34 protein-coding genes are annotated in these 26,046 nt (G+C 65.5%); 30 read left to right on the top strand and 4 right to left on the bottom strand.

Annotation, left to right across the window (positions count from 1 at the left end; genetic code table 11):
• Nucleotides 1-166: 166 nt before the first annotated feature.
• From rplC to H7F35_RS09220, 11 genes are all read left to right on the top strand, one after another.
• Entirely contained in the window at nt 167-847 is a 681-nt protein-coding gene (gene rplC, locus H7F35_RS09270) for a 50S ribosomal protein L3 (protein WP_187114208.1), read from the top strand.
• Nucleotides 847-1,467 (top strand): 50S ribosomal protein L4, encoded by a 621-nt coding sequence (gene rplD / locus H7F35_RS09265; protein WP_013543942.1) that lies wholly within the window; start codon nt 847-849, stop codon nt 1,465-1,467. The genes rplC and rplD overlap by 1 nt, the downstream gene beginning before the upstream one ends.
• Nucleotides 1,464-1,799, top strand: a complete 336-nt coding sequence (gene rplW, locus H7F35_RS09260; protein ID WP_007838129.1) for a 50S ribosomal protein L23 — start codon at nt 1,464-1,466, stop codon at nt 1,797-1,799. Before rplD ends, rplW begins: the two co-directional genes overlap by 4 nt.
• 2 nt (nt 1,800-1,801) lie before the next feature.
• A complete protein-coding gene (rplB, locus tag H7F35_RS09255) occupies nt 1,802-2,626 on the top strand; it encodes a 50S ribosomal protein L2 (RefSeq protein ID WP_093247294.1) in 825 nt (274 codons plus the stop codon).
• Between the two features lie 10 nt (nt 2,627-2,636).
• On the top strand, nt 2,637-2,915 hold the full coding sequence (gene rpsS / locus H7F35_RS09250) for a 30S ribosomal protein S19 (protein ID WP_007838132.1): 279 nt from the start codon (nt 2,637-2,639) through the stop codon (nt 2,913-2,915).
• A 9-nt stretch (nt 2,916-2,924) separates the two neighbouring features.
• Nucleotides 2,925-3,257, top strand: coding sequence for a 50S ribosomal protein L22 (rplV, locus tag H7F35_RS09245; RefSeq protein WP_007838134.1), 333 nt, complete (start codon nt 2,925-2,927; stop codon nt 3,255-3,257).
• A 17-nt stretch (nt 3,258-3,274) separates the two neighbouring features.
• A complete protein-coding gene (gene rpsC / locus H7F35_RS09240; protein ID WP_187112599.1) occupies nt 3,275-4,201 on the top strand; it encodes a 30S ribosomal protein S3 in 927 nt (308 codons plus the stop codon).
• Between the two features lie 28 nt (nt 4,202-4,229).
• On the top strand, nt 4,230-4,646 hold the full coding sequence (gene rplP / locus H7F35_RS09235; RefSeq protein ID WP_021012789.1) for a 50S ribosomal protein L16: 417 nt from the start codon (nt 4,230-4,232) through the stop codon (nt 4,644-4,646).
• A 55-nt stretch (nt 4,647-4,701) separates the two neighbouring features.
• Complete coding sequence (gene rpmC / locus H7F35_RS09230) at nt 4,702-4,911, top strand: 50S ribosomal protein L29 (protein ID WP_093443910.1); 210 nt, start codon at nt 4,702-4,704, stop codon at nt 4,909-4,911.
• A gap of 9 nt (nt 4,912-4,920) precedes the next feature.
• A complete protein-coding gene (rpsQ, locus tag H7F35_RS09225; protein WP_187112598.1) occupies nt 4,921-5,190 on the top strand; it encodes a 30S ribosomal protein S17 in 270 nt (89 codons plus the stop codon).
• 80 nt (nt 5,191-5,270) lie between these two features.
• Nucleotides 5,271-5,777 carry a peroxiredoxin gene (locus tag H7F35_RS09220; RefSeq protein ID WP_187112597.1) on the top strand — a complete coding sequence of 169 codons (507 nt, stop codon included), beginning with the start codon at nt 5,271-5,273 and terminating at the stop codon, nt 5,775-5,777.
• Nucleotides 5,778-5,790: 13 nt separating this feature from the next.
• On the opposite strand, the gene H7F35_RS09215 is transcribed toward H7F35_RS09220, so the two are convergent.
• Entirely contained in the window at nt 5,791-6,378 is a 588-nt protein-coding gene (locus tag H7F35_RS09215) for a GNAT family N-acetyltransferase (protein WP_187112596.1), read from the bottom strand.
• The gene (locus H7F35_RS09210) at nt 6,375-7,085 is read right to left on the bottom strand and encodes a cytochrome b/b6 domain-containing protein (protein WP_187112595.1); all 711 of its coding nucleotides are present in this window, start codon (nt 7,083-7,085) and stop codon (nt 6,375-6,377) included. The genes H7F35_RS09215 and H7F35_RS09210 overlap by 4 nt, the downstream gene beginning before the upstream one ends.
• A gap of 167 nt (nt 7,086-7,252) precedes the next feature.
• Here H7F35_RS09210 and H7F35_RS09205 point away from each other — a divergent pair, with 167 nt between their 5' ends.
• Nucleotides 7,253-7,699, top strand: coding sequence for a c-type cytochrome (locus H7F35_RS09205; protein WP_187112594.1), 447 nt, complete (start codon nt 7,253-7,255; stop codon nt 7,697-7,699).
• A 60-nt stretch (nt 7,700-7,759) separates the two neighbouring features.
• On the opposite strand, the gene H7F35_RS09200 is transcribed toward H7F35_RS09205, so the two are convergent.
• Entirely contained in the window at nt 7,760-8,257 is a 498-nt protein-coding gene (locus H7F35_RS09200; RefSeq protein ID WP_187112593.1) for a TlpA disulfide reductase family protein, read from the bottom strand.
• A 99-nt stretch (nt 8,258-8,356) separates the two neighbouring features.
• On the opposite strand from H7F35_RS09200, the gene H7F35_RS09195 reads away from it, so the two are divergent.
• The 18 genes from H7F35_RS09195 (at nt 8,357) to H7F35_RS09110 (ending at nt 25,627) form a co-directional block, all read left to right on the top strand.
• On the top strand, nt 8,357-8,893 hold the full coding sequence (locus H7F35_RS09195; RefSeq protein WP_187112592.1) for a hypothetical protein: 537 nt from the start codon (nt 8,357-8,359) through the stop codon (nt 8,891-8,893).
• A 215-nt stretch (nt 8,894-9,108) separates the two neighbouring features.
• Entirely contained in the window at nt 9,109-9,564 is a 456-nt protein-coding gene (locus H7F35_RS09190) for a PTS sugar transporter subunit IIA (RefSeq protein WP_093247285.1), read from the top strand.
• Complete coding sequence (locus H7F35_RS09185; RefSeq protein ID WP_187112591.1) at nt 9,533-9,802, top strand: HPr family phosphocarrier protein; 270 nt, start codon at nt 9,533-9,535, stop codon at nt 9,800-9,802. The genes H7F35_RS09190 and H7F35_RS09185 overlap by 32 nt, the downstream gene beginning before the upstream one ends.
• A 2-nt stretch (nt 9,803-9,804) precedes the next feature.
• The gene (locus H7F35_RS09180) at nt 9,805-10,992 is read left to right on the top strand and encodes a hypothetical protein (RefSeq protein ID WP_187112590.1); all 1,188 of its coding nucleotides are present in this window, start codon (nt 9,805-9,807) and stop codon (nt 10,990-10,992) included.
• Complete coding sequence (gene ptsP, locus H7F35_RS09175; RefSeq protein WP_187112589.1) at nt 10,989-12,788, top strand: phosphoenolpyruvate--protein phosphotransferase; 1,800 nt, start codon at nt 10,989-10,991, stop codon at nt 12,786-12,788. Before H7F35_RS09180 ends, ptsP begins: the two co-directional genes overlap by 4 nt.
• A 64-nt stretch (nt 12,789-12,852) precedes the next feature.
• Complete coding sequence (locus H7F35_RS09170) at nt 12,853-13,572, top strand: YoaK family protein (protein WP_187112588.1); 720 nt, start codon at nt 12,853-12,855, stop codon at nt 13,570-13,572.
• 103 nt (nt 13,573-13,675) lie between these two features.
• The gene (locus H7F35_RS09165; protein ID WP_187112587.1) at nt 13,676-14,050 is read left to right on the top strand and encodes a DUF4148 domain-containing protein; all 375 of its coding nucleotides are present in this window, start codon (nt 13,676-13,678) and stop codon (nt 14,048-14,050) included.
• A gap of 119 nt (nt 14,051-14,169) precedes the next feature.
• Nucleotides 14,170-14,637, top strand: coding sequence for a Spy/CpxP family protein refolding chaperone (locus tag H7F35_RS09160; RefSeq protein ID WP_187112586.1), 468 nt, complete (start codon nt 14,170-14,172; stop codon nt 14,635-14,637).
• Nucleotides 14,630-15,109, top strand: a complete 480-nt coding sequence (locus H7F35_RS09155; RefSeq protein ID WP_222622014.1) for a DUF4260 domain-containing protein — start codon at nt 14,630-14,632, stop codon at nt 15,107-15,109. The genes H7F35_RS09160 and H7F35_RS09155 overlap by 8 nt, the downstream gene beginning before the upstream one ends.
• Nucleotides 15,106-15,486, top strand: coding sequence for a hypothetical protein (locus tag H7F35_RS09150; RefSeq protein ID WP_261803576.1), 381 nt, complete (start codon nt 15,106-15,108; stop codon nt 15,484-15,486). The genes H7F35_RS09155 and H7F35_RS09150 overlap by 4 nt, the downstream gene beginning before the upstream one ends.
• Before the next feature lie 50 nt (nt 15,487-15,536).
• Nucleotides 15,537-16,229 (top strand): response regulator transcription factor, encoded by a 693-nt coding sequence (locus H7F35_RS09145; protein WP_187112585.1) that lies wholly within the window; start codon nt 15,537-15,539, stop codon nt 16,227-16,229.
• On the top strand, nt 16,226-17,623 hold the full coding sequence (locus H7F35_RS09140; RefSeq protein ID WP_187112584.1) for a sensor histidine kinase: 1,398 nt from the start codon (nt 16,226-16,228) through the stop codon (nt 17,621-17,623). The genes H7F35_RS09145 and H7F35_RS09140 overlap by 4 nt, the downstream gene beginning before the upstream one ends.
• 106 nt (nt 17,624-17,729) lie before the next feature.
• The gene (locus H7F35_RS09135) at nt 17,730-18,770 is read left to right on the top strand and encodes an NADP-dependent oxidoreductase (RefSeq protein ID WP_187112583.1); all 1,041 of its coding nucleotides are present in this window, start codon (nt 17,730-17,732) and stop codon (nt 18,768-18,770) included.
• A gap of 172 nt (nt 18,771-18,942) precedes the next feature.
• Nucleotides 18,943-19,518: a fimbrial protein gene (locus tag H7F35_RS09130; protein WP_187112582.1), complete on the top strand. Its 576-nt coding sequence runs from the start codon at nt 18,943-18,945 to the stop codon at nt 19,516-19,518.
• 219 nt (nt 19,519-19,737) lie between these two features.
• On the top strand, nt 19,738-20,523 hold the full coding sequence (locus H7F35_RS09125) for a molecular chaperone (RefSeq protein ID WP_187112581.1): 786 nt from the start codon (nt 19,738-19,740) through the stop codon (nt 20,521-20,523).
• Nucleotides 20,524-20,542: 19 nt separating this feature from the next.
• Complete coding sequence (locus H7F35_RS09120; RefSeq protein ID WP_187112580.1) at nt 20,543-23,212, top strand: fimbria/pilus outer membrane usher protein; 2,670 nt, start codon at nt 20,543-20,545, stop codon at nt 23,210-23,212.
• A complete protein-coding gene (locus H7F35_RS09115; RefSeq protein ID WP_187112579.1) occupies nt 23,209-24,258 on the top strand; it encodes a fimbrial protein in 1,050 nt (349 codons plus the stop codon). Before H7F35_RS09120 ends, H7F35_RS09115 begins: the two co-directional genes overlap by 4 nt.
• An 88-nt stretch (nt 24,259-24,346) precedes the next feature.
• Complete coding sequence (locus H7F35_RS09110; protein WP_187112578.1) at nt 24,347-25,627, top strand: hypothetical protein; 1,281 nt, start codon at nt 24,347-24,349, stop codon at nt 25,625-25,627.
• A 26-nt stretch (nt 25,628-25,653) separates the two neighbouring features.
• On the opposite strand, the gene H7F35_RS09105 is transcribed toward H7F35_RS09110, so the two are convergent.
• Complete coding sequence (locus tag H7F35_RS09105; protein WP_187112577.1) at nt 25,654-25,977, bottom strand: hypothetical protein; 324 nt, start codon at nt 25,975-25,977, stop codon at nt 25,654-25,656.
• Between the last annotated feature and the right edge of the window lie 69 nt (nt 25,978-26,046).

The raw sequence follows: 26,046 nt of genomic DNA, 5'->3' as shown, positions 1-26,046 counted from the left end.
CCGTATAGCGGGCTATAATCTTTGGCTCTGCCCTTGTTGCGTCCGCATGGGTGTTGTTCGGGCAGAGATTTATCAACCTTCTTACGTAGCGCGGGAAACCGTGCAAACGCTGTCGCCAATTGAAGTGGCAGTGGCGAAAGAGGATTTCCATTTTTGGAGAAAACATATGAGTCTGAGCAACTCCCTCGGGTTGCTGGGCCGCAAGGTGGGGATGATGCGTCTCTTCACCGATGACGGGGACGCAGTTCCTGTCACGGTGGTGGATGTGTCCAACAACCGTGTGACCCAGATCAAGTCCCAAGAGACCGATGGCTACGTCGCCCTGCAGGTGACGTTCGGTTCGCGCAAAGCATCGCGCGTGACCAAGCCCGAAGCTGGCCACCTTGCCAAGGCAGGTGTCGAAGCTGGCGAAATCATCCAGGAATTCCGCGTTACCGCAGATACAGCAGGTCAGCACAAGGCTGGCGGCGTGATCACGGCCAGCAGCGTGTTTTCCGTGGGCCAGAAGGTGGACGTGCAAGGCACCTCCATCGGCAAGGGCTTCGCAGGCACGATCAAGCGCCACAACATGAAGTCGCAACGCGCGTCGCACGGTAACAGCCGTTCGCACAACGTTCCCGGCTCGATCGGCATGGCACAAGACCCCGGTCGCGTGTTCCCCGGCAAGCGCATGACGGGTCACCTCGGCGATGTGACCAAGACCACGCAAAACCTCGATGTGTTCCGCATCGACGAAGCGCGTCAACTGCTGCTCATCAAGGGCGCGATCCCGGGTTCGAAGGGTGGCTTTGTCACCGTGCGTCCCGCCATCAAGGCCAAGCCGCAAGCGGCTGAAGGAGCGAAGTAATGCAACTCGAACTCCTGAACGAACAAGGCCAGGCCGCGTCGAAGTACGACGCCCCCGAGACCGTGTTCGGCCGTGACTACAACGAAGACCTGGTTCACCAGATCGTCGTTGCATTCCAGGCCAACGCCCGCCAAGGCACGCGCGCCCAGAAGGACCGCGAACAGGTCAAGCACTCGACCAAGAAGCCTTTCAAGCAAAAGGGAACGGGCCGCGCCCGTGCCGGTATGACGTCTTCGCCGCTGTGGCGCGGGGGTGGCCGGATTTTCCCGAACATGCCTGACGAAAACTTCTCGCAGAAGATCAACAAGAAGATGTACCGCGCCGGCATGGCCGCCATCTTCTCGCAGCTCGCTCGCGAAGGCCGTCTGGCCGTGGTGGATTCGCTGACTGTGGATTCGCCCAAGACGAAGCCGCTGGCAGCCCGTTTCAAGGCAATGAATCTCGAGTCCGTGCTCGTGATCGCCGAAGAAGTCGACGAAAACCTGTACCTTGCCTCGCGCAATCTGGTCAACATCCTCGTGGTCGAACCCCGTTACGCCGATCCGGTGTCGCTGGTTCACTACAAGAAGGTGCTGGTCACCAAGGGTGCCGTCGACAAGCTCAAGGAGATGTTCGCATGAGCCGCGTGAACCCTACCGCCGCTGAACGTACGTTCGAAGAAGGCCGCCTGATGGCGGTGCTGGTCGCCCCGATCGTGTCCGAAAAGGCAACGATGGTCGGCGAGAAGTCGAACGCTGTCACTTTCAAGGTGCTGCAAGACGCCACCAAGCCCGAGATCAAGGCCGCTGTTGAACTGATGTTCAAGGTCGAAGTCCAGGGCGTGTCGGTGCTCAACACCAAGGGCAAGACCAAGCGCTTTGGCAAGTCCATCGGCCGCCGCGACAACGTTCGCAAGGCCTATGTGACGCTGAAGCCGGGTCAAGAGCTCAACCTCGTCGGGGAAGGCGCTTAATCATGGCCGTCATCAAGATGAAACCCACTTCGCCGGGCCAACGCGGCGCGGTGAAGATTTCGCGTGATCACCTGCACAAGGGTGCTCCTCACGCAGCCCTGCTGGAACCCCAGTTCCAGAAGGCCGGCCGTAACAACAACGGTCACATCACGATCCGTCATCGGGGCGGTGGTTCCAAGCACCACTACCGCGTTGTCGACTTCGTGCGCAACAAGGACGGCATCCCGGCCAAGGTCGAACGCATCGAATACGACCCGAACCGTACCGCCCACATCGCTCTGGTCTGCTACGCCGACGGCGAGCGCCGCTACATCATCGCCCCGCGCGGTCTTGAAGCTGGTGCAACGCTGCTGTCGGGCGCCGAAGCCCCGATTCGCGCCGGCAACACCCTGCCGATCCGCAACATTCCGGTCGGCTCGACGATCCACTGCATCGAACTGCAACCCGGCAAGGGCGCGCAGATCGCGCGTTCCGCCGGTACGTCGGCCACGCTGCTGGCTCGCGAAGGCGTCTACGCCCAGGTCCGCATGCGTTCGGGTGAGGTGCGTCGCATCCACATCGAATGCCGCGCAACCATCGGCGAAGTGGCCAACGAAGAACACAGCCTGCGCCAACTCGGCAAGGCAGGCGCCAAGCGCTGGAAGGGCATTCGCCCGACCGTCCGCGGCGTCGTGATGAACCCGGTCGACCACCCGCACGGTGGCGGCGAAGGCAAGACTGGCGAAGGCCGCCATCCTGTCGACCCATGGGGCAATCTGACCAAGGGCTATCGCACCCGTAACAACAAGCGCACGCAGGTCTTCATCGTGTCGCGTCGCAAGAAGTAAGGGATAGCCAATGACTCGCTCTCTCAAAAAGGGTCCTTTCGTCGACCACCATCTGGTGGCCAAGGCCGACAAGGCTGTGACGACCAAGGACAAGAAGCCGATCAAGACCTGGTCGCGCCGCTCGATGGTTCTGCCCGAGTTCATCGGTCTGACCATCGCTGTGCACAACGGCAAGCAACACGTGCCTGTGTACATCACCGACCAGATGGTCGGCCACAAGCTCGGCGAATTTGCGCTCACGCGCACGTTCAAGGGGCACCCCGCGGACAAAAAAGTCCAGAAGAAGTAAGGAACGACCATGTCTGAAACACGTGCAGTCCTCCGCGGTGTCCGCCTGTCGGTCGACAAGGGCCGTCTGGTCGCTGACCTGATCCGCGGCAAGAAGGTTGATCAAGCGCTCAACGTTCTGCAATTCACGCAGAAAAAGGCCGCTGTGATCATCAAGAAGGTGCTCGAGTCGGCGATTGCCAACGCCGAGCACAACGACGGTGCCGACATCGACGAGCTGAAGGTCAAGACCATCTACGTCGAGCAAGGTGCAACGCTCAAGCGCTTCACCGCGCGGGCCAAGGGTCGCGGCAATCGCATCAGCAAGCCCACGTGCCATGTGTACGTGACGGTTGGCAACTAAGAAGGCCTGGAAGAAATATGGGACAGAAAATCCACCCAACCGGGTTCCGCCTTGCGGTTACCCGTAACTGGTCCAGCCGCTGGTACGCAAGCGACCGCGATTTCGCGGGCATGCTGGCCGAAGACATCAAGGTTCGCGAATACCTGAAGAAGAAGCTGAAGAACGCTTCGGTGTCGCGCGTCATGATCGAACGTCCCGCCAAGAACGCACGCATCACGATCTACTCGGCACGTCCGGGCGTCGTGATCGGCAAGAAGGGCGAAGACATCGAGAACCTCAAGCGCGAACTGGGTCGCCAGCTCGGCGTGCCGGTTGCAGTCAACATCGAAGAAGTGCGCAAGCCCGAAATCGATGCGCAACTGATCGCCGACAGCATCACGCAACAGCTCGAAAAGCGGATCATGTTCCGCCGTGCCATGAAGCGCGCCATGCAAAACGCCATGCGTCTGGGTGCCCTGGGCATCAAGATCATGTCGTCGGGCCGCCTGAACGGCATCGAAATCGCTCGTTGCGAGTGGTATCGCGAAGGTCGCGTGCCGCTTCACACTCTGCGCGCCGACATCGACTACGGCACCTCGGAAGCCAAGACCACGTACGGCGTCATCGGCGTCAAGGTCTGGGTCTACAAGGGCGACACGCTGGGTCGTAACGACCTGCCGGCCGTCGAAACGCCGCGTCCGGACGACGAGCGTCGTCCGCGTGGTCCCCGCCGTGATGGCCGCCCTGGTGGCGACCGTCCGGGTGGCGACCGCCGTGGTCCTGGCCCCCGTGCCGGTGGCCGTGGCCCGATCGGTGGCAACACCGCACCGGCCGATGGCAGCGACAAGCCCGCAGAAGCTACTGGTGGAGCTCCGGCTGCACCGGGTGCAGACTCGAAACCCGCCGTTAAGCGCGTCCGCAAAGCCGCGCCAGCTGCAGCAGCTGACGGTGCCAAGACCGAGTGATCGGTCTTAGAACTACGGAGTATTAAAAATGCTGCAACCTGCACGCAGAAAGTTCCGCAAGGAACAAAAGGGCCGCAACACCGGCATCGCAACCCGGGGTAACTCGGTTGCCTTCGGTGACTTCGGTCTCAAATGCACCGACCGCGGTCGCCTCACGGCACGCCAGATCGAAGCCGCTCGCCGCGCAATTTCACGTCACGTGAAGCGCGGTGGCCGTATCTGGATCCGCGTGTTCCCGGACAAGCCAATCTCGACCAAGCCCGCAGAAGTGCGGATGGGTAACGGTAAGGGCAACCCCGAGTACTACGTCGCTGAAATCCAGCCTGGCAAGATCGTGTTCGAGATCGTCGGCGTGCCCGAAGAACTCGCTCGCGAAGCGTTCCGCCTGGCCGCCGCCAAGCTTCCGCTGCGCACGACGTTCGTCGCTCGCCAGCTCGGCGCCTGAGAGGAGAACACCCATGGCAACACGTAAGAAAAAAGAGACCGCGGCTCCGGCCAAGGTGACCAAGGCTGCAACCCTGCGCACGAAAGATGTCGCAGCACTGCAAGCCGAAGTCAAAGACCTGCAAAAGGCCCATTTCGGCCTGCGCATGCAAAAAGCCACGCAACAGCTGTCGAACACCTCGACGCTGCGCGTGACGCGCCGCGACATCGCGCGCGCCAAGACCATTCTTGCGCAGAAGCAGCAAGAAACCCAAGCCGCCAAATAAGGAGTGAACATGACGGAAGCTAAAAAATCCCTCAAGCGCACCTTGATCGGCAAGGTGGTCAGCGACAAGCGTGCCAAGACCGTGACCGTGCTGGTCGAGCGCCGTGTGAAGCACGAGCTCTACGGCAAGATCGTGGCCAAGACGAGCAAGTACCACGCGCATGACGAAAATGGCGTGTACAAGCTGGGCGACACCATCGAGATCACGGAAAGCCGTCCGATCTCGAAGACCAAGAACTGGGTTGTGACCCGCTTGGTCGAGAAGGCCGCACTGGTCTGATCGTCCCGAACCGAGTTTCAAACGACTCCACCGAAAACGGCCCACAATGTGGGCCGTTTTTCTTTTTCTGGAGCAATTGAATGATCAAAGTCGGCGACACCCTTCCTTCGGCCACCCTGCAGGAATATTCCGAGGTTGAAGGCGAAGGCTGCAGCATCGGCCCGAACGCCGTGGACGTCAGCAAGGCTTCGGCCGGCAAGACCATTGCGCTGTTCGCGCTGCCCGGTGCCTTCACGCCCACCTGCTCGGCCAAGCACGTGCCGGGCTATGTGCAGCACTTCGACGACTTCAAGGCCGCTGGCGTGGACGAGATCTGGTGCGTGAGCGTGAACGACGCCTTCGTGATGGGCGCCTGGGCGCGTGACCAGAAGACGGGCACGAAGGTCCGCATGCTAGCCGACGGCAGTGCCGATTTCGCCAAGGCCACCGGCCTCACGCTGGACCTGAACGGTCGCGGCATGGGCCTGCGCAGCAACCGCTATTCGATGCTCGTGAAAGACGGCAAGGTTGCGACGCTCAACGTCGAGGCGCCGGGCAAGTTCGAGGTCAGCGACGCCGACACGCTGCTGGCGCAAGCCCGCGGCTGAGCAGCGGCAGCCATCAAAGATCCACTTTGAGGTAGTGGGCCCCGGCGACGGGGTTGTGATAGTAGGGCGGCACTTCCGCGAAGCCCAAGTCTTCGTAGAGTGCCCGCGCCGATTCCATGTCGTCGAGCGTGTCGAGCAACACGCAGGCATAGCCCGCACTGCGTGCGGCATCGAGCGTGGCCTCCGCCAGTTGGCGGCCCAGGCCCAGTCCGCGAAAACCGGGGCGCACGTACAGGCGCTTCATCTCCGCCGCATTGGCGTAGTCCACGTTGTCCAGAGGCCGCAATGCGCAGCAGCCCGCGATATGCGCCAGCGTGCCGTCGGCACGCTGCAGCGTCGGGCACTGTCGCCCGGCGTCTTCCTTGATGTTGGCCGGATCGACCAGCGCCAGCAGCAGATTCCCGCGTGGCTCGGCGTATTCGCCGGGCAGCCCGGCGAGTTCACCATCGAAGTCCTGGAAGTCCAGGTCGATGTTCAGCGAGGCCGCGTAGTCGCGGAAGATCGCGCGCGTGGCCTCGATTTCGTGGGCTTCTTCGGGCACGAGCAGCACGACGGCGGGCATGTCCGACAGCGGCAGGGGGCGTGAAACAGAAGAGCTCATACGCGCAACGACGCCACCCAGAACGCCACCCCCCCGCACAACGCGAACAACACCAGCGCCCGCCAGCGCGATGCCGCGTCGTCGCGGCTTGCCACGACATCCGCGTTCGCGGCGGAGATGCGCTTGTCGCCCGTCACCATCGGCCGGATCAGGCGATGCCGCTTGACCAGCACATAGAACAGCACGGCCAGCACATGCAGGCTGACGAGCGCAATCACGATCCACTTGCCCTGCGCCTTGTGCCAGCCCGTGGCAAGGCTCACCACCGCGCCGGACACGAAGCGCGTGAGCGGCCCGGAGGCCGAGATCTCGTCGTCGGCCATCAGCCCGGTGGCAACCTGCAGCGCGAGGATGGCCAGCACCGCGAACACCGAGAGCGCACCCAGCGGCGTATGGCCGATCAAATGGTCCGGATGCGCCCGTCCGCGCAAATAGGCGACGACCGAACCGGGCCCATAGAAGAACGAGGCAAAGCGCGACCAGCGCCCGCCCACGAAGCCCCAGAGCAGCCGGAACAGCAGCAGGGCGAGCACTGTGTACCCCAGGCGGAAATGCCATTCCATGATGCCGTTCAGGCCCGTGCCGATCAGGCCGATCACGGCGACGGCCAGTGCCCAGTGGAACAGGCGCGTCGGCAGGTCCCAGACACGGGTGTGGGCGCCATCGCTGGCGCGTGCGTGGCGGGCGGCCACGGAGGAGTCGGTCATCGAAAGGGGCGCGGGGCGCGATGCTGCGGAAGGCGCAGATTAGCAAAGTCCGGGCTTCCTGCTGCTTCGGGTTGTTGCTATGCGCCCGCCATGGCCTGCCCCTACACTCGGCCGCAGCGCCGCGTTCGACGGCGTTTGCCCCACCCACACAAGAGGAAGGATCCACGATGAATCGATTTGCTTCGCTCGCCCTTGCCGCCGCCTGCGCTGCGGTGGCGCTGCCCGCCGCGGCCCAGTTCGCCAAGCCCGAGGACGCCATCAAGTACCGCCAGAGCGCGTTGTTCGTGATGAGCCAGCACTTCAGCCGCCTCGGCGCCATGGCCAACGGGCGCGCGCCCTACGACGCCACGGTCGCTGCCGCCAATGCCGAAGTGGTGGCCGACATGGCGAAGCTGCCCTGGGCGGGCTTCGGTCCCGGCACCGAGGGCGGCAAGGCCAAGCCCGAAGTCTGGAAGGAAGACGCTAAATTCAAGGAGCGCCAGCAGAAGCTGATCGAGGAAACCGGCAAGCTGGTGACGGCGGCCAAGGCCGGCAACCTCGATGCGCTCAAGGTCCAGTTCGGCCCGACCGCCGCAAGTTGCAAGGCTTGCCACGACAGCTTCCGCAACCAGTAAGCCCGTCGCTTCAAAAGACAAAAGGCGCCCCGAGGAGCGCCTTTTTTGTATTCGAAGCGATCAAGCCTCGGCGAGCAACTTCTCGATCAGCTTGTGCAGCTCGGCAAAGTCGGGCTCACCCACATAGCGCTTCACGATTTCGCCGCGCTTGTTGACCAGGTAGGTGGTCGGCGTGAGCTTCACGTCGCCCCAGGCCTGCGCCACGCTGCCGGTGTTGTCGATCGCCACCTTGAACGGCAGCTTGCGCGTTTCTGCGAAGTTGACGACGTAGCTCGGCGGGTCGTAGCTCATGGCCACCGCCAGCGTGTCGTAGCCCTGCGACTTGTACTTGTCGTAGGTCGCGATGACCTTGGGCATTTCGCCGACGCAGGTCACGCAACTGGTGGCCCAGAAGTTGACCAGCGTGACCTTGCCCTTCAGGTCGGCGGTGGTCTTCTGGGTGCCGTCGAGCAGCACGAAGGTCGAGGCCGGTGCTGCGGAGGTGCCGGTGCCGAGGTACACCCCCACGCCGACGGCCAATGCAAGAGCGACGGCGGCGGCAGCGATGTATTTTTTCATGGCAGCGAAGAGAGAAGGGCGGCGCGATTTTAGTTCCGCCGGCTGGATCGTGCTGGCGAGCGCCCCGGCGGCCCCGGGCGGCTCGATAATCGCTCCCCCATGCCGTCGCCCGCTCCTTTTTCCTGGCTTGCGCTGACCGCGGCAGCCCTGCTCGCTGCCTGCAGCCCCACCTTCAACTGGCGCGAAGTGCCGATCGCCGAATCGGGCCTGGTTGCGCTGCTGCCCTGCAAACCCGACCGCGCGAACCGTGCCCTGCCGCTGGGCGCCGAATCCGTGCAGGTCGACATGACCGGCTGCGAGACCGGCGGCGCCACCTTCGCCATTGCCCACGCCGCCGCCAACAGTCCCGTGCAGGCCGAGGCCTGGCTCAACGCCTGGCGCGCCGCCACACGCAGCCAACTGGCCGAGGCGCAAGTGGCCGAAGCACCCGCGACCCTGCCACGCGCGACCGCCGCACCCGCGCCGCTGCGGCTGGACGCGCAGCCATCGACGCAAGGCGCCGCGCCCGTTCAGGTGCTCTGGTTCGCCCAGTCGCAGAAAGACGGCACCGTGGCGCTCTACCAGGCCACCGTGCTGGGCAGGCCGTCCTCGCCCGAGGCGGCCAAGACCTTCTTCGAGAGCCTGCACCTCCCATGAACGGCGGCAGATCTCATGACCTGGTGCCTGCCCGCCGCGATGGCCATGTTTGCCATCATTTTGATAGCGGGTCCCGCAGCAGGGACGGGCGCAGGGCTCGACACGGTCGCCGCATTCCGTGCAGCACTGTCCGTTTTTCTGGGCTGCTGCGTTGTGTCCTATATCTACTTCCTCTGGGCGCCCCCGCATAATCGACGCGTCGTCCTTCGCCCCGCATGAACAGCATTCTCATCATCGCCCACTCACCGTTCGCGCAGGCGCTGCGGCAGTGCGCGCTGCATGTGTTTCCCGACTGCGAGCAGGCCGTCATTGCGCTCGACGTGCTGCCCAACGTGTCGCCCGAAGAAACGCTGGCCGCCGCGCGCATCACGCTCGCGCAGCAACTGCATGCGCCGCGCTCGCAGGTGCTGGTGCTGGCCGACGTGTTCGGCGCCACGCCCTGCAACGTGGCACAGAAGCTGGTGGACGGCGTGCGTTCGCGGCTGGTGGCGGGTGTCAACCTGCCGATGCTGCTGCGCGCCGTCACCTACCGGCACGAGCCGCTCGACACGCTCGTGCAGCGCGCCATCGCGGGCGGCACCGCGGGTGTCATGCAGGTGGCCGTGGCGGCTCCCCAGAACCAGGCAAAAAGAAAGCACAGTGATCAAGAAATCCGTGACCATCAGCAATAAGCTGGGCCTGCACGCACGCGCATCGGCCAAACTGACCAAGCTCGCAGGCAGCTTTCCCTGCGAGGTGTGGCTCTCTCGCGGCGACCGCCGCATCAACGCCAAGAGCATCATGGGCGTCATGATGCTGGCCGCCGGGCTCGGCTCCACCGTCGAGCTGGAGACCAACGGCGCCCAGGAAGAAGAAGCGATGAACGCCATCGTCCAGCTCATGGACGACAAGTTCGGCGAAGGCGAATGACCATGCGCGCTGCCTTGCCGGTCAAGAAAGCGTTGGCGCGCTGGATTCTGGGCTCGGTGGGCGTTCTGGCGATCGGATGCGCATGGGCGCAGGACGGCAAGCCGCAGGACCCTGCCGCGCTGAAGAAGGTGCTGGCCAGCGGAGGAGGCGTTTTCGAATCGCGCAACAGCGCGCTGCTCCTTTCGCCCAAGGGCAATTTCATCTTCAACATGGCCTTCGGTATGGCCGGGCGCGGCATCAACTCCGGCATGTCCGGCACGTGGCGCACCGAGAAAGGGACCGGCCATATCTGCCTGCTCCCGCCGTCACCGGAGCCGATGCTGTTTGCTGCACCTGGCGCACCCACGAACGGCAAGGCGAGCCTCGCGTTCCGCGGCGCCGATCTGAGGCGTGCCGCGATCGTCAAGGCCGGTGAACGCTTCGATGGACCGGCTGCGGTCAAGGAGGTCCGCGAACGCCTGTGGGACGACGAACCGCAAGCCGGGGCACCGCCACCGGCCATCAGCGTCGACATCGCCGCGAAGTTCGTTCATGTGGCCGTGCCGGTGGAGCGGACGGCAGCAAACATCGAGTACGTGACGCACAAGTTTGCCCTCGATGGAAAGACGGGCGGCTACTTGGTGGCGTACCGCAGCGGCACTTCGCCTTTCGACCCGGCAGCGGGCAACGCAAAGGAACTCTGCCTCGCCCCCGAGGAGCTGGCCTTCGAGCAGGCCCGTGTGCTGGCTGCGGGCGAGGCCACCGCAATCGATGAGCGCGTCAAGGCCGCGATCGACCCCGAGACCCTTGCCTCGCCAGACGGCAAGGAGTCCGGCTACCGCCGCATCCGTCCGGTGGCAAAGGCCAGCTTCTTCGCACCGCCATCCACCGTCACGTTGACGCTGCGAGAAACCGACACAGCCAAGCTTTTCAGGATCGCCACGCAAGTGCTCGATCAAGGCGGTGCATCCTTCAGCCAGTCCTCCAGGCAGGGGAAGGAATCCAGCGAAGCCAAGGGCCTGGTGCTCGGCTCGGCGGGCGGGCCCAACTCGGCGAGCGAATTCGATGTGCAGGTCCAAATCCTGGCGCAGGGCGAGGTGCGCGTGACGGCGCTTTCAAGGCGCGATCCCATCGCGGTCAACGCGGAATCGCCCATTGCGTCTTCGCTGGCCGGCCAGATTCAACGAGCGGTCGAGAGCGAAAAGAAGTGACCTTCGCAGTCCACGGTCTCCCCGTTGCCCGTGGCATTGCCATCGGGCGTGCGGTGCTGGTGGTGTCGAGCCGCATCGACGTGGCCCACTACTTCATCAAGCCCGAAGAGATCGACATCGAAATCGACCGCGTGCGCACCGCGCGCAACGCCGTCGCCGACGAGCTCATCAAGCTGCAGGCCAGCGTCGCGCAGATGGGCCCGAACGACGCGCCGCACGAGCTGGCCGCCTTGCTCGAAGTGCACCAGATGCTGCTGCAGGACGAAGCCCTGAGCGGCGGCGTCAAGCACTGGATCAGCGAGCGGCTCTACAACGCCGAATGGGCGTTGACCACGCAGCTCGAAATCATCGCGCGCCAGTTCGACGAGATGGAGGACGAGTACCTGCGCGAGCGCAAGGCCGACCTCGAACAGGTGGTCGAGCGCATCCTGCACCGCATGAAGGGCACCGCCGCCGTGCTGGCGCCGAGCCCGCCGCGCCGCAAGCGCGCCGCCCACACCGACGATGACGACGACCCCACCGCAGGCGACGGCATCGACGTGCCATTGGTGCTGATCGCGCACGACCTCTCGCCAGCCGACATGCTGCAGTTCAAGAAGAGCGTGTTCGCGGGCTTCGTGACCGACGTGGGCGGGCGCACCTCGCACACCGCCATCGTTGCGCGCAGCATGGACATCCCGGCCATCGTCGGCGCGCGCACCGCGAGCCAGCTCGTGCGCCAGGACGACTGGGTCATCATCGACGGCGACGCCGGCGTGATGATCATCGACCCCTCGCCGATCATCCTGGCCGAGTACGGCTTCAAGCAGCGCCAGGGCGACCTCGAACGAGGCCGCCTTGCGCGCCTGCGCCACAAGCCCGCCGTCACGCTCGACGGCCAGCGCGTCGAACTGCTCGCCAACATCGAGATGCCTGAAGACACCGTGGGCGCCGTCAAGGCCGGCGCGGTGGGCGTGGGGCTGTTCCGCAGCGAATTTCTCTTCATGGGCCGCGAGTCGTCGGCGCGCCAGACCCGCCTGCCCGACGAGGAAGAGCAGTACCAGGCCTACAAGCGCGCGGTCGAGGGCATGCAGGGCATGCCGGTCACCATCCGCACCATCGACGTGGGCGCCGACAAGCCGCTGGACAACAAGTCGGCCAACAAGCAGGAGCACCTGAACCCCGCGCTGGGCCTGCGCGCCATCCGCTGGAGCCTGGCCGACCCGGCCATGTTCCTCACGCAGTTGCGCGCCATCCTGCGTGCGGCGGCGCACGGCGAAATCCATCTGCTGATCCCGATGCTTGCGCACGCCAGCGAGATCCGCCAGACGCTCTCGCTGATCGACTTCGCGCGCGCCGAGCTGGACAACCGTGGCGCGGTGTACGGCCACGTGAAGCTCGGCGCCATGATCGAGATACCGGCCGCCGCGCTCACGTTGCGCATCTTCCTCAAGCACTTCGACTTTCTCTCCATCGGCACCAACGACCTGATCCAGTACACGCTGGCGATCGATCGGGCCGACGAGTCGGTGGCTCACCTGTACGACCCCGCGCATCCCGCCGTGCTGAAGCTGGTGGCCGACACCATCGCCGAGTGCCGGCGCCAGGGCAAGGGCGTGGCCGTGTGCGGCGAAATGGCGGGCGACGTGGCCTTCACGCGCCTGCTGCTGGGCCTGGGGCTGCGCAGTTTCTCGATGCACCCTTCGCGCATCCTCGCGGTCAAGCAGGAAGTGCTGCGGGCCGACACCAGCAAGCTCGAAGCCTGGGCCAAAGGCGTGCTCGAACTGGACGACCCGGGCGCGGCGCTCGCGGGCTGAGTCTTCGGCGCGCTGCCGGCAACGCGGCCATGATGGCCGACACACCGCAAAGGACACCGCGCGAATGACCAACGCCACGCCCTCGACCACAGCACCGGCAACCGCCGCCGACAGCCCGCCCGAGAGCGCATGGCGCGGCATGCTGCTGGCCTTCACCGGCGGCTTTGTCGACACGCTCGGGTTCGTGGCGCTGTTCGGATTGTTCACCGCGCACGTCACCGGCAACTTCGTGCTGATCGGCGCGGCCATGGCCGGCAGCGGGCATTCGGGCGTGGTTGGCAAACTGCTGGCATTGCCGGCCTTCGTGCTGGGCGTGGCGGCCACGCGGCTGTTTCAGTTGCGGCGCGAGCGACGCGGGCTCGACACCGCCGTTCCACTGGTGAGCACGCAGCTGGTGTGCCTGCTGGCCTTCATGGGCGCCGCCGTGTGGGCGGGCCCTTTCGTCAGTGGCAACGGCGCGTCGGCCATTGCGGTCGGGCTGATGGGCGTGCTGACCATGTCGATCCAGAACACCGCCGCGCGCAGCGTCTTCTCGCGGCTGACACCCAGCACCGTGATGACCGGCAACGTCACGCAACTCGTGATGGACCTGGTCGACATCGCGACGCGCGCGCCCGGCATGGCCGGTGCATCGGCCCGCGTGCACAAGGCGTGGCCACCGGTAGCCGCCTTCGCGGTGGGCTCGCTCGGCGGCGGCCTGGGTTATGCGCATGCGGGCTTTTGGGCGCTGCTCGTGCCCTGCCTGGCCCTGGCCGCGCTGCTGCAACTGCTGCGAAAGCAATAGCGCTGCAATAAAACGAAACACGCCGAAACTGCGGCGAAAGGACTTGCGGCGCCTCCGCAAGCACGATCAGGACCTCTTCTTCCACACCAGAAAGGCCTGCATCATGAAATCTCTTTCCTTCACGCACATCGTTGCCGTCGGCTCGTTCGCCATGCTCGCCGCTGCCGGCGCCAAGGCCGAAAGCTACGAGGGCGTGCAGCCCCTCGTGTCGGCCAAGAGCCGCGTCGAGGTCAACGCAGAAGCCATGCGCACCGCATCGGCACCCAACCAGAACATCGTGCGCGGTTCGCGCGGCGCCGAAACCGTGGCCGTGTCGACCGACCGCGCCAGCGTGGTCGCCGAAGCCGTGCGCACGGCTGCCGCACCCGACCAGAACGTGTCCTCGGGCTCGCGCGTGAACAGCAAGGTCGTCTCGACCATGCAGAACCCCGTCGACGCACGCGCCGCAGCAGCCAACGCCAAGAGCAGCCGCCTGTAAGCGGCACCCACAGCCGTCGCAATCAAACGAAACACGCCGATACGCCGGCGAGAGGACTTGGCCCGGTGCCCCGAGCACCATCGAGCTTCCTCCTCACAAGACAACACCAAGGACTTGATATGAAGCACTGGATCAAACGCACTCTCTTCGGTTTCGCCGGCGCGGCGATGGTTGCCGGCAGCATCGCCGGTTGTGCCGGCCAACGGCATGGCTGGGGCGGCGGCGACAGCGCCGACTTCCGCGCCAAGATGGTCGAGCGCGTGGGCAGCAAGCTCGAACTCGATACCGCACAGAAGCAGAAGCTCACCGTGCTGGCCGAGAAGCTGCAGGCGCAGCGCGAAGCCATGCGCGGCGCCGGCGGCTCGGGCGATCCGCGCTCGCAGTTCAAGGCGCTGTTCGCGGGCAACAAGCTCGACCAGGCCGGCGCCTCGCGCCTCATCGACGAGAAGACTGCCGTCGTGCGCACCGGCAGCCCCGAAGTCATTGCCGCCGCCGCCGACTTCTTCGACAACCTGAACGCGGCGCAGCAGCAGAAGGTGCGCGACTTCATGGAGCGCGGCGGCCGCCGCTGGAGCCGTCATGGCTGAAGCACTGTCGGCCTTCGGGCTCGCTGTACGGCGCGTCACCGCATCGCCGGCGCCCTGGGTGTCCCACGCCGCGGCTTTCAACGACGCGGCGGGCATGGCCACCGGCCGCGTTCGCACGCTGTTGCGCCTCGAAGGCGTCACCGTGCTGGGCGTGGCGCTGGCCGCCTATGCGCAGTTCGGCGCGGGCTGGGGCGTGTTCGCGCTCTTGCTGTTCGCGCCCGATCTGTCGATGCTGGGCTACCTCGCAGGGCCGCGCGTGGGCGCGGCCCTGTACAACGCGGCGCATTCGTACGTCGGTGCCGTCGCGCTGATGGCGCTGGGCGTGCTCGCCGCCATGCCCTGGGCTGTGGCCGGCAGCCTGATCTGGCTGACCCACATCGGTCTCGACCGTGCCCTGGGCTACGGGCTCAAGTACGCCGATGGCTTCGGTCTCACGCACCTGGGCCGCATCGGCCGGGCCGATCCGTGGTGAGCGGCGCCACATCCGTATTGCGTCCGCAGGTCGCGCGCGCCTGGATGCTGACCGAGGCGCTCACGCTCGGCATCGCATCGATGGTGCACGCGGGCCGGATCGTGCCGGGCTTCGCGCATCCACACGCCCGCACGGCCGAGACGGTGATCGCGGTCGTGCTGGTGTTCGCCGCGGTCGAGACCTGGCTGCGCCCATCGGACGCGCGCCGGGCCGCGATCGTCGGCCAGGGCTTTGCGCTGCTGGGCACGCTGGTCGGCCTGGCCACCATCGCCCTGGGCATCGGTCCGCGCACGCTGCCCGATGTGATCTATCACGCGCTGTTGCTCGCGCTGCTGGTGACGGGCCTGACCTTGGCGGTGCGATGCCGGCCGGTCTGATGGTCAGCGAAGTCATCCGCCACTTTTTGGCCAGAAGGCACAATCCCGCCATGCCGCGCATCCTGCTGATCGACGACGACGAACACCTCGCCGCGCCGCTGACCACCTACTTCGCACGCTTCGGCTGCACGCTCGAGAGTGCGGTGCGCCCCAGCGAAGGTCTCGCCATGCTGCGCGCCGGCCACTACGACGCCGCCATCCTCGACGTGATGCTGCCCGAGATGGACGGCTTCGAGTTGTGCCGCGAGATCCGCAAGGAAAGCGACATCCCCATCGTGATGCTCACCGCCCGCGGCGAAGTGATGGACCGCGTGGTCGGCCTCGAACTGGGCGCCGACGACTACGTGCCCAAGCCCTTCGAGCCGCGCGAACTGGTGGCGCGCGTGCAGACCATCCTGCGTCGCCAGCGCAGCGTGCCGCCTGCGGCCAACGGAGTGCAGCACCGCGTGTTCGACGGCCTGTCGATCGACCTCGACCGGCGCCAGGTGCTGCGCCACGGCGAGCGCGTCGAGTTGACTGGCACCGAGTTCGAGCTGCTCGCGCTGCTGGCAGCCGAGCCCGGCAAGGTGTTCAGCCGCGACGACATCCTGAACCGCCTGCGCGGCCACGAGGCCGAGCTGTACACGCGCGCGGTCGACATCGTGGTGAGCCGCCTGCGCAAGAAGCTGGAGCCGCTGGACTGCATCAAGACGCTGCGCAATGCCGGCTATGCGCTGGCCGTGGCACGCAGCGAGCCCGCATGAACTTTCGTCGCCGGGACCACCGCCAGGCATGGCGCGAGATGGCATGCCGCCGCGAAGAGATGCGCAAGCAATGGCACGCGCAGTGGCACGAGAAGGTGCAGGGCAAGCGCCGCTGGCGCCGCTCGCTGCGCATGCGGCTGGTGATGATGTTCGTGATGCTGGCACTGGTGATGGCGGCGGTGTTCGTGGGGGGCATGAAGAAGTCCTTCTCCACCGGCTGGGCCGAGGCCGCGCAGCCGATGCTGGTGGACTACACCGACCGGCTCGTCGCGGAACTCGGCACGCCGCCCGACGTGGTGCGGGCGCAGGCGCTGGTGAACCGGCTGCCGATCACCATCCGCATCGTCGGGCCCCAAGTCAATTGGGACTCGAACCCGAGCGGCCCCAACAGTCCCGGCGGCTGGATGCACGACCGCGACGAGGCGCAGGGCAACGACAAGTGGTTCGTTCGCCCCACCGCCGATGGCCACCGCGTCATCTTCGGCTGGGCGCCCAAGCTTTGGCAGTTCGCGCCGCGCACCGCGGGCTGGGCCACGCTCGGCGTGCTCCTGCTGCTGGTGGTGCTGGCCTATGCCTTCGTGAGCCGTCTGCTGCGGCCGCTGATCGACATTCGCGAGGGCGCGCAGCGCTTCGGCCGTGGCGAGTTCACGCAGCCGATTCCGATCCGCCGCAACGACGACCTGGGTGACCTTGCCCAGCGCATCAACACCATGGCCGACGACATCCAGGCCATGCTCGATGCCAAGCGCGGGCTGCTGCTGGCACTGAGCCACGAGTTGCGCTCGCCGCTCACGCGCGCCCGGCTCAACGCCGAGCTGTTGCCCGCCACGCCCGAAGGACAGGCCGAGCGCGAGGCGCTGCTGCGCGACCTGAACGAGATGCGCGACCTGATCAGCGACCTGCTCGAAAGCGAGCGCCTTGCCAGTCCGCACGTGGCGCTGCAGCGCGAGCCCGTCGACCTGGCGGTGTTGATCCGCGAGGCCGTGGCCGAGATGCCGGATGCACAGGACGTGCATCTCGATCTGGCCGAAGGCCTGCCGCCGCACGCCGTCGACCGCATGCGTGTTCGCCTGCTGGTGCGCAACCTGCTGGACAATGCCCTGCGCTACAGCGCCGGCGCACCCCGGCCGCCGTGCGTGTCGCTGCGTGCGGTGGTCGATGGCAAGAAGCAGGGCGTCGAGATCGAGGTGCGCGACCACGGCCCCGGTGTCGAGGAGGCGCAGCTCGAACGCCTGACTGAGCCCTTCTATCGCACCGATGGCGCCCGCGCGCGCACCACCGGTGGCGTCGGCCTGGGCATGTACCTGTGCCGGCTGATCGCCGAGGCGCACGGCGGCGAGCTGACGGTGCGCAACGCGCATCCGGGGTTGCAGATCACCATTCGGCTGCCTTAGGTCAAGGGGTTGCCGGGCGGGTGCGCGCTGTCACCTGCGCTACCAGCCGGCTTGGAGTGCGCAGCTACGATGCGCCTGCGTGCCAGCCGTCAACCAAGGAGACATCATGAGCAGCCCCCTCACCAACCACCAGGTCCGCCTCGCCAAACGTCCCGAAGGCGCGGCCACCCGTGAAAACTGGAAGTTCACCACCGAGCCCGTCGGCGAGCCGGACGAGGGCGGCGTGCTGGTCCAGACACTGTCGCTGTCGCTCGACCCCGCCATGCGCGGCTGGCTCAACGACGCCAAGAGCTACATCCCGCCCGTGGGCATCGACGAGGTGATGCGCGCCGGCGGCATCGGCCGTGTCATCGCGTCGAAGAACCCGCAGTTCGCGGTCGGCGACACGGTCTACGGCACGCTCGGCGTGCAGGAATACATCCTCATCCCGCAAGACCAGATCAAGCGCAACGGGCTGGTGAAGGTCGACCTGAACGTCGGCACCATCGGCCAGTGGCTCAACGTGCTCGGCATGCCGGGCATGACCGGCTACTTCGGGCTGATGGACGTGGGCCAGCCCAAGCCGGGCGAGACGGTGGTGGTGTCGGGCGCGGCCGGCGCGGTCGGCCAGACGGTGGGCCAGCTTGCCAAGCTCAAGGGCTGCCGCGTCGTCGGCATCGCGGGCGGCGCGGCCAAGTGCGAATGGGTGGTGAAGGAGCTGGGCTTCGACGCCTGCATCGACTACAAGGCCGGCGAGGGCGCGGTGCGCGCAGGCCTGAAGGAACACTGCCCCAAGGGCGTGGACATCTATTTCGACAACGTCGGCGGCGAGATCCTCGACCACGTGCTGGCCAAGCTGGCGCGCAAGGCCCGCATCATCATCTGCGGCGCCATCAGCCAGTACAACAACGCCAACAGCATGCCGGCCGCCGGCCCGCGCAACTACCTGAGCCTGCTGGTGAACCGCGCGCGCATGGAAGGCATCGTGGTGTTCGACTACGCCGACCGCTACCCCATTGCCATCGCCGAGCTGGCCGGCTACCTGAAAGATGGGCGCATGAAGAGCAAGGAAGACGTCGTGCAAGGCCTCGATACCTTCCCCGAGTCGCTCAACAAGCTGTTTGCCGGGCAAAACTTCGGAAAGCTGGTGTTGCAAGTTGCACACTAAAGGTGTCTGTTTGTTAATCTCCGTGCGTATGTCACAAGCGTTCGGATAACACTGTTAACCATAGTGAACTGATGCTAATTGCACTTCTTCTCTCGTCTTTGGATAACTAGACTGCGGCCTGCCTTGCATAGGCAGATAGCAATTCGGTTATATAAATCATCAGGGAATGTAAATGCAGAAAGCAGCTTTCATCAAACTCGCCGCACTGGTCGCGGCTGGCGTTCTGTCGCAAGGCGCCTTCGCCGCTGACGGCACCATCAACTTCACGGGCGACATCGTCGACGCACCTTGCTCGATCTCGCCCAACAGCCAGAACATGACCGTGCCGCTGGGCAAGGTGTCGCGCAACGTTTTCGGCACGCTCAGTACCGCCACGCCGCCAGTGTTCTCCGGCGGGACTGTCGGTAAGAAGTCCACGCCTGCCAAGTTCAGCATCGACCTGCTGGGTTGCGGTGCCACTGCCAAGGGTGCGACCGTGACGTTCTCGGGCACCGCCGATCTCGACGACGCCACAGTTCTGCGCGTGGCCAATGCCGGCCAGGTCGGTGCGGGTGCGGCATCGGGCGTGGGGATCGAAATCGGTGATTCCGCTGGCGCCAAGATCCCGCTAGGTTCGGAATCCGGCCAGTACGTCCTTGGCGTCGGCGACAACTCGCTGAAGTTCCAGGCGGTCTACGTGTCAACGAAAACGACTGTGACGACCGGCCCGGCCAACGGCACCGCGCAGTTCACGGTTGCCTACAAGTAAGTAGCGTCTGCGGCATCTGCCGCTGGCCGGAGCGCACACCGCTTCGGGCTGGCAGGCGGTGCCTTTCATGCCTGATGCCGCGCCTGGACTGAAGCGTCCCGGCCGGCGTCGGCATTTCCTCCTCTCTTTGTTTTCCCGCCGGTGCCTCGATGCGCCGCAGTGCCGGGCCGCGCGTGTTGCTCCATGCGTGCCATCCGCCACCCAAGGATTTTTCTTTCTATGTGCAGCAACAATCGCTTTCGGTGGGCTTTCGCCTTCCTGCTGACGCTGGGCCTGCAGTGGCCCGCCGGTGCGGGCGTGATGCTCGGCGGCACGCGCGTGATCCTCGGTGAGAAGGACCGCGAAGCCTCCATTCCGGTGAAGAACACCGGCACCTCGCCCTACGTGGTCCAGACCTGGATCGATGCCGGCGAAGGCAAGAACAAGACCCCTCTGCTCGTCACGCCGCCGTTGTCGCGGCTCGATCCCGGCATGGAAAACATCCTGCGCATCATGCGCGTGGCCGGCGATCTGCCCGCAGACCGCGAGTCGGTGTTCTGGCTCAACGTCAAGGAGATCCCCGAGAAGGCCAAGGACGAGAACGTGCTGCAGATCGCGGTGCGCAGCCGCATCAAGCTGTTCTATCGCCCCTCGAAGCTGGTCGGCAAGCCCGAGGAGTCGCGTGCGCAGCTCACCTGGGCCGTCAGCGCCGGTGCACAGGGCCAGGGCGCCGTGCTCAAGGTCGGCAATCCCACGGCTTACAACGTGACCTTCACTGCGTTGAACATCAACAGCGGCCAGCAACTGATCAACGCCGACATGGTGCCGCCGTTCGGCGAGATGTCGTATCCGCTGACCGCAGTGAAGGCGCCGCAGGCGGTGCAGGTGAACTTCACCACGCTCAACGACTACGGGGGCGAGACGCCTGAAGAATTCGTCAAAGTGCCTGAGGCCGCCGCGCCCGTGGCCGTGAAGGCCGAACTCGTGCCGCCGCCCGCGCCGTCCGCGGATGCGGCGAAGCGCTGAGACGCAAGGCCAGACCGCCATGCGCCGTTCTTCATCTGCGCTTCGCGCGCCGTTCCGGTTGACGCTGTGTGCCGCCCTTCTGGGCGCACTGGGTACGCCCGGCCATGCGCAGCAACAGCAGGTGGCCGGCTCCAGCTTCAACGAGGAATTCCTTGGCATCGGCGGCGACCAGCCGCATGCCGACCTGTCGCTCTTCTCCTTCGGCAACCGCGTGCTGGCCGGCAAGTACATGGTCGACGTGTCGCTCAACGAGCGCGGCGCCGGGCAGACCGAAATCCGCTTCCTCGAGAGGGAAGGCAAAAGCGACGCCGTGCCCTGTCTCACGCGCCGCATGCTCGACGACTGGGGCGTCAACGTGGCGGTGTTCCCCGCACTGGCGAGCGCTGCGGACGATGCCTGCGTCGACCTGGGAACGATCATTCCCGATGCAACTTTCACCTACGACGGCGGCAAGCAGCGCCTGTTCGTCAGCATTCCGCAAGCGGCGCTCAAGCGCTCGGCACGCGGCGCGGTCGGCCCCGAGAAGTGGGACAAGGGCATCACCGCCGGCATGCTGGACTATCAGCTCAACTTCGCGCGCTACAGCGGCGACAACTACCGCAACGACACGAACCCCTTTGCGACCCCGCAGAACGCGTTCGACGGCAACCCCTTCGCCGACCGCAACAAGACCCTCCAGCGCAACTCCCTGTTCGCGGGCTTGCGTGCGGGCTTCAACTACGGCGACTGGCGCTTTCGGCACTTCTCGACCTACAACCGTGGCATCGACGGCAAGAGCAAGTGGCAAGGCATCAACACCTATGCGCAGCGCGACCTGGCCTCGATCAACGGGCAACTGCTGATCGGCGACGGCAACACACCAGGTAACTTCTTCGACAGCCTGCCGTTTCGCGGCGTGCAGATCTCGTCCGACGACGCGATGCTGCCCGACAGCCAGCAGGGCTACGCACCCACCATCCGCGGCGTGGCGCAGACCAATGCGCGCGTGACGGTGCGCCAGAACGGCTACATCATCTACAGCACCTTCGTGGCGCCGGGGCCGTTCGTCATCGATGACCTGTACCCCACCGCATCGAGCGGCGACCTGGAAGTGACCATCGCCGAGGCCGATGGCCGGCAGACCAAGTACACGCAGGCCTTCTCGGCCGTGCCCACGCTGCTGCGCGAGGGCACCTGGCGCTATTCGGCCACCGTCGGCAAGTACCGCAACGGCTATGACGGCAATGCGGCCGGCGCAAGGCCATTGCTGGCGCAGCCCACCTTCATGCAGGCCACGCTGGCGCGCGGCCTGGGCAACGAGTTCTCGGTGTACGGCGGGCTGATTGCCTCGGGCAAGTACCAGTCGCTGCTGGCGGGCGTGGGCAAGAACATGCGCGATTTCGGCGCGGTGTCGGTCGACCTGTCGAGCGCGCGCACGGTCGATCGCCTGAACAACACCTACAGCGGCCAGTCGCTGCGCTTTCTGTACTCGAAGTCCTTCATCGACTCGGGCACCAACTTCCGCATGGCGGGCTACCGCTACTCGACCAGCGGCTACCGTACCTTCCAGGAGGCGGTGCAGATGCAGGAGCTGTTGCTGCCCAGCAGCCTGAACAGCCGGCGCAACGAGCTGCGCTTCGAACTGTCGCAGCAAATCGGCAACATGGGCTCGGTCTTCGCCACGATCCGCCAGCAAAGCTACTGGGGCACGGATGCCAAGGACCGGCTGGCGCAGGTGGGCTACTCGGGCAGCTACAAGCAGTTCGGCTACAGCGTGTTCTACAACCACAGCACCACGCTGAACCGGCCGGCCACGCGCCAGATCATGTTCACGCTGAGCATTCCGCTGGGCGACACGCGCGCCAGTGCGATGTACTCGGTCAACCGCGACAGCAACGGCCAGCTCTCCCAGCAGGCCAGCGTCTACGGCTCGGCCTTCGACGACAGCCGCCTGACCTACAACGTGACGACCGGCCATTCGAACGCCAGCGGCCAGGGCACGAGCGGCAGCGCAAGCGCAAGCTATCTGTCGCAGGTAGGTCGCTTCGATCTGGGCTATTCGCAGGGCCGTGGCTACGGGCAGACGACCTTCGGCATGGCCGGCGGCCTGGTGATGCACAGCGGCGGCGTGACGCTGTCGCAGCCGCTGGGCGAGACGATCGGGCTGGTGCAAGCGCCCAAGGCCGGCGGCGTGGGCCTCGAATCGCAACCGGGCGTGGCCACGGACGCAGCGGGCAATGCGGTCATTCCCAACCTGAGTCCGTACCGGCTGAACCGGCTGGCGCTGCGCACGGCCGACCTGGGCGACACGGTGGAGGTGAAGAACGCGGCCACCGAGGTGGTGCCCACGCGCGGCGCGGTGGTGGTCGCGAAGTTCGAGACCTCGGTGGGCTTCCGCCTGCTGATGACGCTGACCGACCAGAAGGGCCAGATGCTGCCGCTGGGCTCGAAGATCGAGAGCGAGACGGGCCAGGAGGTCGGTGTGGTCGGCCCCGATGGGCAGGCCTTCGTGACGGGGGCTGCACAGAGCGGCCGCCTGACGGTGCGATGGGGCCAGGGTGAGCGCGACCAGTGCGTGGTGCCCTACAGCCTGCCCGAGGAGGCCAGTCCGCCGCCCATCCGCGAGCTGGCCGGGCAGTGCGCTGCACCAGTGCCCGCGTCCACGCCGGTGCCCGCGTCGGGTGCCGTGCAATCCAAGGGAGCCGAATGAACCGCAGCCATCCATTCCGCGCGACGAAGGCCGTGCGCCGCTCCGTCCGCCTCGCCGCGCCGGCCTTCGTGCTGCTGCTCGGCGCGCAGGCCGCGCAAGCCGTCTGCACCGTCACACCGGGCTACGTAGAGAAAATCGTCAACATGGAAGTTGGTCGGGTGGTCATTCCGAACGACTTGCCCGTGGGCGCCTTGATCATCCCGCCAAAGGACTTTCCCCTGCCTCTGGCGGGTACCACCAACCAGCCGTGGACGTGCACAGGGGGAGGCAATGTGAAGGGCGTCATGCTGCAGGGCACCGAGCTGACGGGTTTCAGCCAGTCCAAGGTGTTCAGCACAGACGTAGCCGGTGTCGGTATCCGGCTGTCGCGCTTTTTCAACGACGGGACCAGCACGACGGCGCCCGAAGTCAACCAGTATCCGCATGACCGTTCGACGTCGACCACCTTCGGAGACTTCGACGCCAAATCGCGCTTTCGGGTGGAGTTGTTCAAGACCGCTCCCGTGACCGGCAATGGGCCTCTCGCACAAGGGATCTACACCCGGTACTTCAGCCTGGAGCCCCCGCAGCAATCGGTGCTGACGACCATTCTCTCGGGCGTCGGCATCACGATCATCACGCCGTCGTGCACGGTGGACCTGGGCTCGCGAAACATCTCGGTGGAGTTCGGCAAGGTGCCGCAGAGCAGCTTCAAGGGCAAGGGCACCACAGCGGGCGACCGCAAGTTCAACATCAAGCTCAATTGCAAGGCGGGGCAGAACGCGCAAAACACGGTCTATCTGCGCATGGATGCGATGCAAGACCCCTCGAACGAGCAGGGTGTGCTGAAGCTCACGCAGGCCGGTTCGAGCACCGCCACCGGCGTGGGCATCCAGGTGGTGAACGACAAGAGCGTGCCGGTGAAATTCGGCGAAGAAGCGTTGGTGGGGCCGTCGATGGATGGCTCCTATGTGCTGCCCTACACCGCGCGCTACTTTCAGACTGGCGACAAGGTCACGCCGGGTCGTGCGGACGGTACGGCGACCTTCACGCTCGACTACAAGTAGCGCCCGGGTCCGACGGGGCCCACCCGATGCCGAGAGAAGCGTGCGAGCAAATCTGTGTTGGGTTTTTCTTCACAACAGGGAGTGCGTCATGACTTTGAATGTTCGGGGGAAGAGGTTCGGTGCGGCGTGGATCACCGTCGCAACCACGCTGTTGGCTGCATGCGGCGGAGGCGGCGACGGAAATTCGGGACTCGGCGGCGGTGCAGGGGCGGCAATGCCGCCACCGCCGACATCGGTCGTACAGAAGGCAGCATCGCCGCAAAAGGAGGAAGAGTTGCCTCTTTCCCGGCATGCCGATGGCATCGGGCAGGCGGCGCGATTTGTCTCGCCAGGCGCCATGGCCATCGACCCATCCGGCAATCAGTTCGTGATCGACAAGATGCCCGACCAAGACACGGTCATCCGGAAGATCACGCCCGAAGGCAGCGTGTCGACGCTGACGACGACCGTCGGTGGTGGTCCGGACAATCTTCTTCGATGGCACGACGCATACCTGGGTGGCATCGCGGTTGACGGGAAGGGCGCGCTCTATGTCTCGAATTATGGCAATGCGACTATCGAGAAGATCGATGCGCAGGGTGTGACAAGTGTGCTGGCGGGACAGGCTGGCAAAAGAGGCCACTTGGACGGCGTTGGGAGTGAGGCACTTCTGGATGCACCGTCTGCGATGACGGCAGACGCCGACGGGACTGTCTACTTCATCGAGGACTTTCAGAAGACGATTCGCAAGGTTGCACCGAACGGCGCAGTCACTACTGTCGCGGGAACACCGAGCGACGGTGGATTCGCGGCACGCTCCGGCGGCGAGGCTGGCGAGAACGGCGTGGGCGCGGACGCCCGGTTTGTGAACCCGACGGCACTGGTTGTCGACGGCAAGAAGAATCTCTATGTCTACGACGACAGGCGAATCAAGAAAATCACGCCGCAGGCGGTGGTGACGATACTCGCCGGCTCCAACAACCTGCTCAGGCCCTACTACCTCGATGGAGAAGGCGCCGTTGCCGGGTTTAGCTACCAGCCTTCGCCTTTGGCCGTTGATGCGAATGGCGCCGTCTACGTGGCGGACCGGGGGAACAATGTGATTCGCAAGGTCACGCCCGATGGAACGGTCTCGACCTACGCCGGTGCGCAGTACCCCAGAGTGTTTAACAACAGCGAGGGGTACAGCGTCTTCGCGCCGGACCTTTACCTGGATGGCAGCGCACAAGTCGCCCGCTTCGGAACGATGGGCGGCATTGCAATGTCGGCACAGAACGTTCTGTACGCGGTGGATGCCGGCAACTTCGTGGTCCGGAAGGTGACGCCTGTTGGCGATGTGAGCACGTGGGCAGGCGTGCGCAGCCGAATCAGTCTTCCCACGCCAGCCTGAACCGCCGGGCGCGCGGTCGTCGATTTTCAATCGGCGGCCGGCCGCATCGGGATGTCGCCCATCGCGTCATCTTCGCGCAGGCCACGCGCAGCCTTCAGCAACTCGATCGACAGTCCATCGCCCTGGCCGGCGAAGCCCTTGGCGACGCCTTCCAGCACGGTCGACAGGCCGGCTTCACCGTCGTCGCGCGCGTCCATGCTGATGTTGAGCACCCGGGCGGCCATCTGGCGGTAGGTGATGGCGCCTGCGCCTTCGAGTGCGGCCACCAGGTCGAGGTACAGCGCCAGGTTCAGGTCGAACACCAGCTTGGGCGTGATCTCGAAGTCATCGTTCTTGTTCTTGTGGTCCATGGATGGAGGCTCCTTTTTTTCCTGAGCCTCCACTCTAGCCACAAAAACGGGCGCAGCCCGTCGGACACG

The organism is Variovorax sp. PAMC26660, from assembly GCF_014302995.1.
Lineage (GTDB): Bacteria > Pseudomonadota > Gammaproteobacteria > Burkholderiales > Burkholderiaceae_C > Variovorax.
This window is presented reverse-complemented; position numbering and strand designations above follow the sequence as displayed.

Excerpts from the sequence above, each read along its gene's own strand:
- rplC (WP_187114208.1), top strand. The coding sequence starts at position 167 with ATGAGTCTGAGCAACTCCCTCGGGTTGCTGGGCCGCAAGGTGGGGATG.
- rplD (WP_013543942.1), top strand. The coding sequence starts at position 847 with ATGCAACTCGAACTCCTGAACGAACAAGGCCAGGCCGCGTCGAAGTAC.
- rplW (WP_007838129.1), top strand. The coding sequence starts at position 1,464 with ATGAGCCGCGTGAACCCTACCGCCGCTGAACGTACGTTCGAAGAAGGC.
- rplB (WP_093247294.1), top strand. The coding sequence starts at position 1,802 with ATGGCCGTCATCAAGATGAAACCCACTTCGCCGGGCCAACGCGGCGCG.
- rpsS (WP_007838132.1), top strand. The coding sequence starts at position 2,637 with ATGACTCGCTCTCTCAAAAAGGGTCCTTTCGTCGACCACCATCTGGTG.
- rplV (WP_007838134.1), top strand. The coding sequence starts at position 2,925 with ATGTCTGAAACACGTGCAGTCCTCCGCGGTGTCCGCCTGTCGGTCGAC.
- rpsC (WP_187112599.1), top strand. The coding sequence starts at position 3,275 with ATGGGACAGAAAATCCACCCAACCGGGTTCCGCCTTGCGGTTACCCGT.
- rplP (WP_021012789.1), top strand. The coding sequence starts at position 4,230 with ATGCTGCAACCTGCACGCAGAAAGTTCCGCAAGGAACAAAAGGGCCGC.
- rpsQ (WP_187112598.1), top strand. The coding sequence starts at position 4,921 with ATGACGGAAGCTAAAAAATCCCTCAAGCGCACCTTGATCGGCAAGGTG.
- H7F35_RS09220 (WP_187112597.1), top strand. The coding sequence starts at position 5,271 with ATGATCAAAGTCGGCGACACCCTTCCTTCGGCCACCCTGCAGGAATAT.
- H7F35_RS09215 (WP_187112596.1), bottom strand. The coding sequence starts at position 6,378 with ATGAGCTCTTCTGTTTCACGCCCCCTGCCGCTGTCGGACATGCCCGCC.
- H7F35_RS09210 (WP_187112595.1), bottom strand. The coding sequence starts at position 7,085 with ATGACCGACTCCTCCGTGGCCGCCCGCCACGCACGCGCCAGCGATGGC.
- H7F35_RS09205 (WP_187112594.1), top strand. The coding sequence starts at position 7,253 with ATGAATCGATTTGCTTCGCTCGCCCTTGCCGCCGCCTGCGCTGCGGTG.
- H7F35_RS09200 (WP_187112593.1), bottom strand. The coding sequence starts at position 8,257 with ATGAAAAAATACATCGCTGCCGCCGCCGTCGCTCTTGCATTGGCCGTC.
- H7F35_RS09195 (WP_187112592.1), top strand. The coding sequence starts at position 8,357 with ATGCCGTCGCCCGCTCCTTTTTCCTGGCTTGCGCTGACCGCGGCAGCC.
- H7F35_RS09190 (WP_093247285.1), top strand. The coding sequence starts at position 9,109 with ATGAACAGCATTCTCATCATCGCCCACTCACCGTTCGCGCAGGCGCTG.
- H7F35_RS09180 (WP_187112590.1), top strand. The coding sequence starts at position 9,805 with ATGCGCGCTGCCTTGCCGGTCAAGAAAGCGTTGGCGCGCTGGATTCTG.
- H7F35_RS09170 (WP_187112588.1), top strand. The coding sequence starts at position 12,853 with ATGACCAACGCCACGCCCTCGACCACAGCACCGGCAACCGCCGCCGAC.
- H7F35_RS09165 (WP_187112587.1), top strand. The coding sequence starts at position 13,676 with ATGAAATCTCTTTCCTTCACGCACATCGTTGCCGTCGGCTCGTTCGCC.
- H7F35_RS09160 (WP_187112586.1), top strand. The coding sequence starts at position 14,170 with ATGAAGCACTGGATCAAACGCACTCTCTTCGGTTTCGCCGGCGCGGCG.
- H7F35_RS09155 (WP_222622014.1), top strand. The coding sequence starts at position 14,630 with ATGGCTGAAGCACTGTCGGCCTTCGGGCTCGCTGTACGGCGCGTCACC.
- H7F35_RS09145 (WP_187112585.1), top strand. The coding sequence starts at position 15,537 with ATGCCGCGCATCCTGCTGATCGACGACGACGAACACCTCGCCGCGCCG.
- H7F35_RS09140 (WP_187112584.1), top strand. The coding sequence starts at position 16,226 with ATGAACTTTCGTCGCCGGGACCACCGCCAGGCATGGCGCGAGATGGCA.
- H7F35_RS09135 (WP_187112583.1), top strand. The coding sequence starts at position 17,730 with ATGAGCAGCCCCCTCACCAACCACCAGGTCCGCCTCGCCAAACGTCCC.
- H7F35_RS09130 (WP_187112582.1), top strand. The coding sequence starts at position 18,943 with ATGCAGAAAGCAGCTTTCATCAAACTCGCCGCACTGGTCGCGGCTGGC.
- H7F35_RS09125 (WP_187112581.1), top strand. The coding sequence starts at position 19,738 with ATGTGCAGCAACAATCGCTTTCGGTGGGCTTTCGCCTTCCTGCTGACG.
- H7F35_RS09120 (WP_187112580.1), top strand. The coding sequence starts at position 20,543 with ATGCGCCGTTCTTCATCTGCGCTTCGCGCGCCGTTCCGGTTGACGCTG.
- H7F35_RS09115 (WP_187112579.1), top strand. The coding sequence starts at position 23,209 with ATGAACCGCAGCCATCCATTCCGCGCGACGAAGGCCGTGCGCCGCTCC.
- H7F35_RS09110 (WP_187112578.1), top strand. The coding sequence starts at position 24,347 with ATGACTTTGAATGTTCGGGGGAAGAGGTTCGGTGCGGCGTGGATCACC.
- H7F35_RS09105 (WP_187112577.1), bottom strand. The coding sequence starts at position 25,977 with ATGGACCACAAGAACAAGAACGATGACTTCGAGATCACGCCCAAGCTG.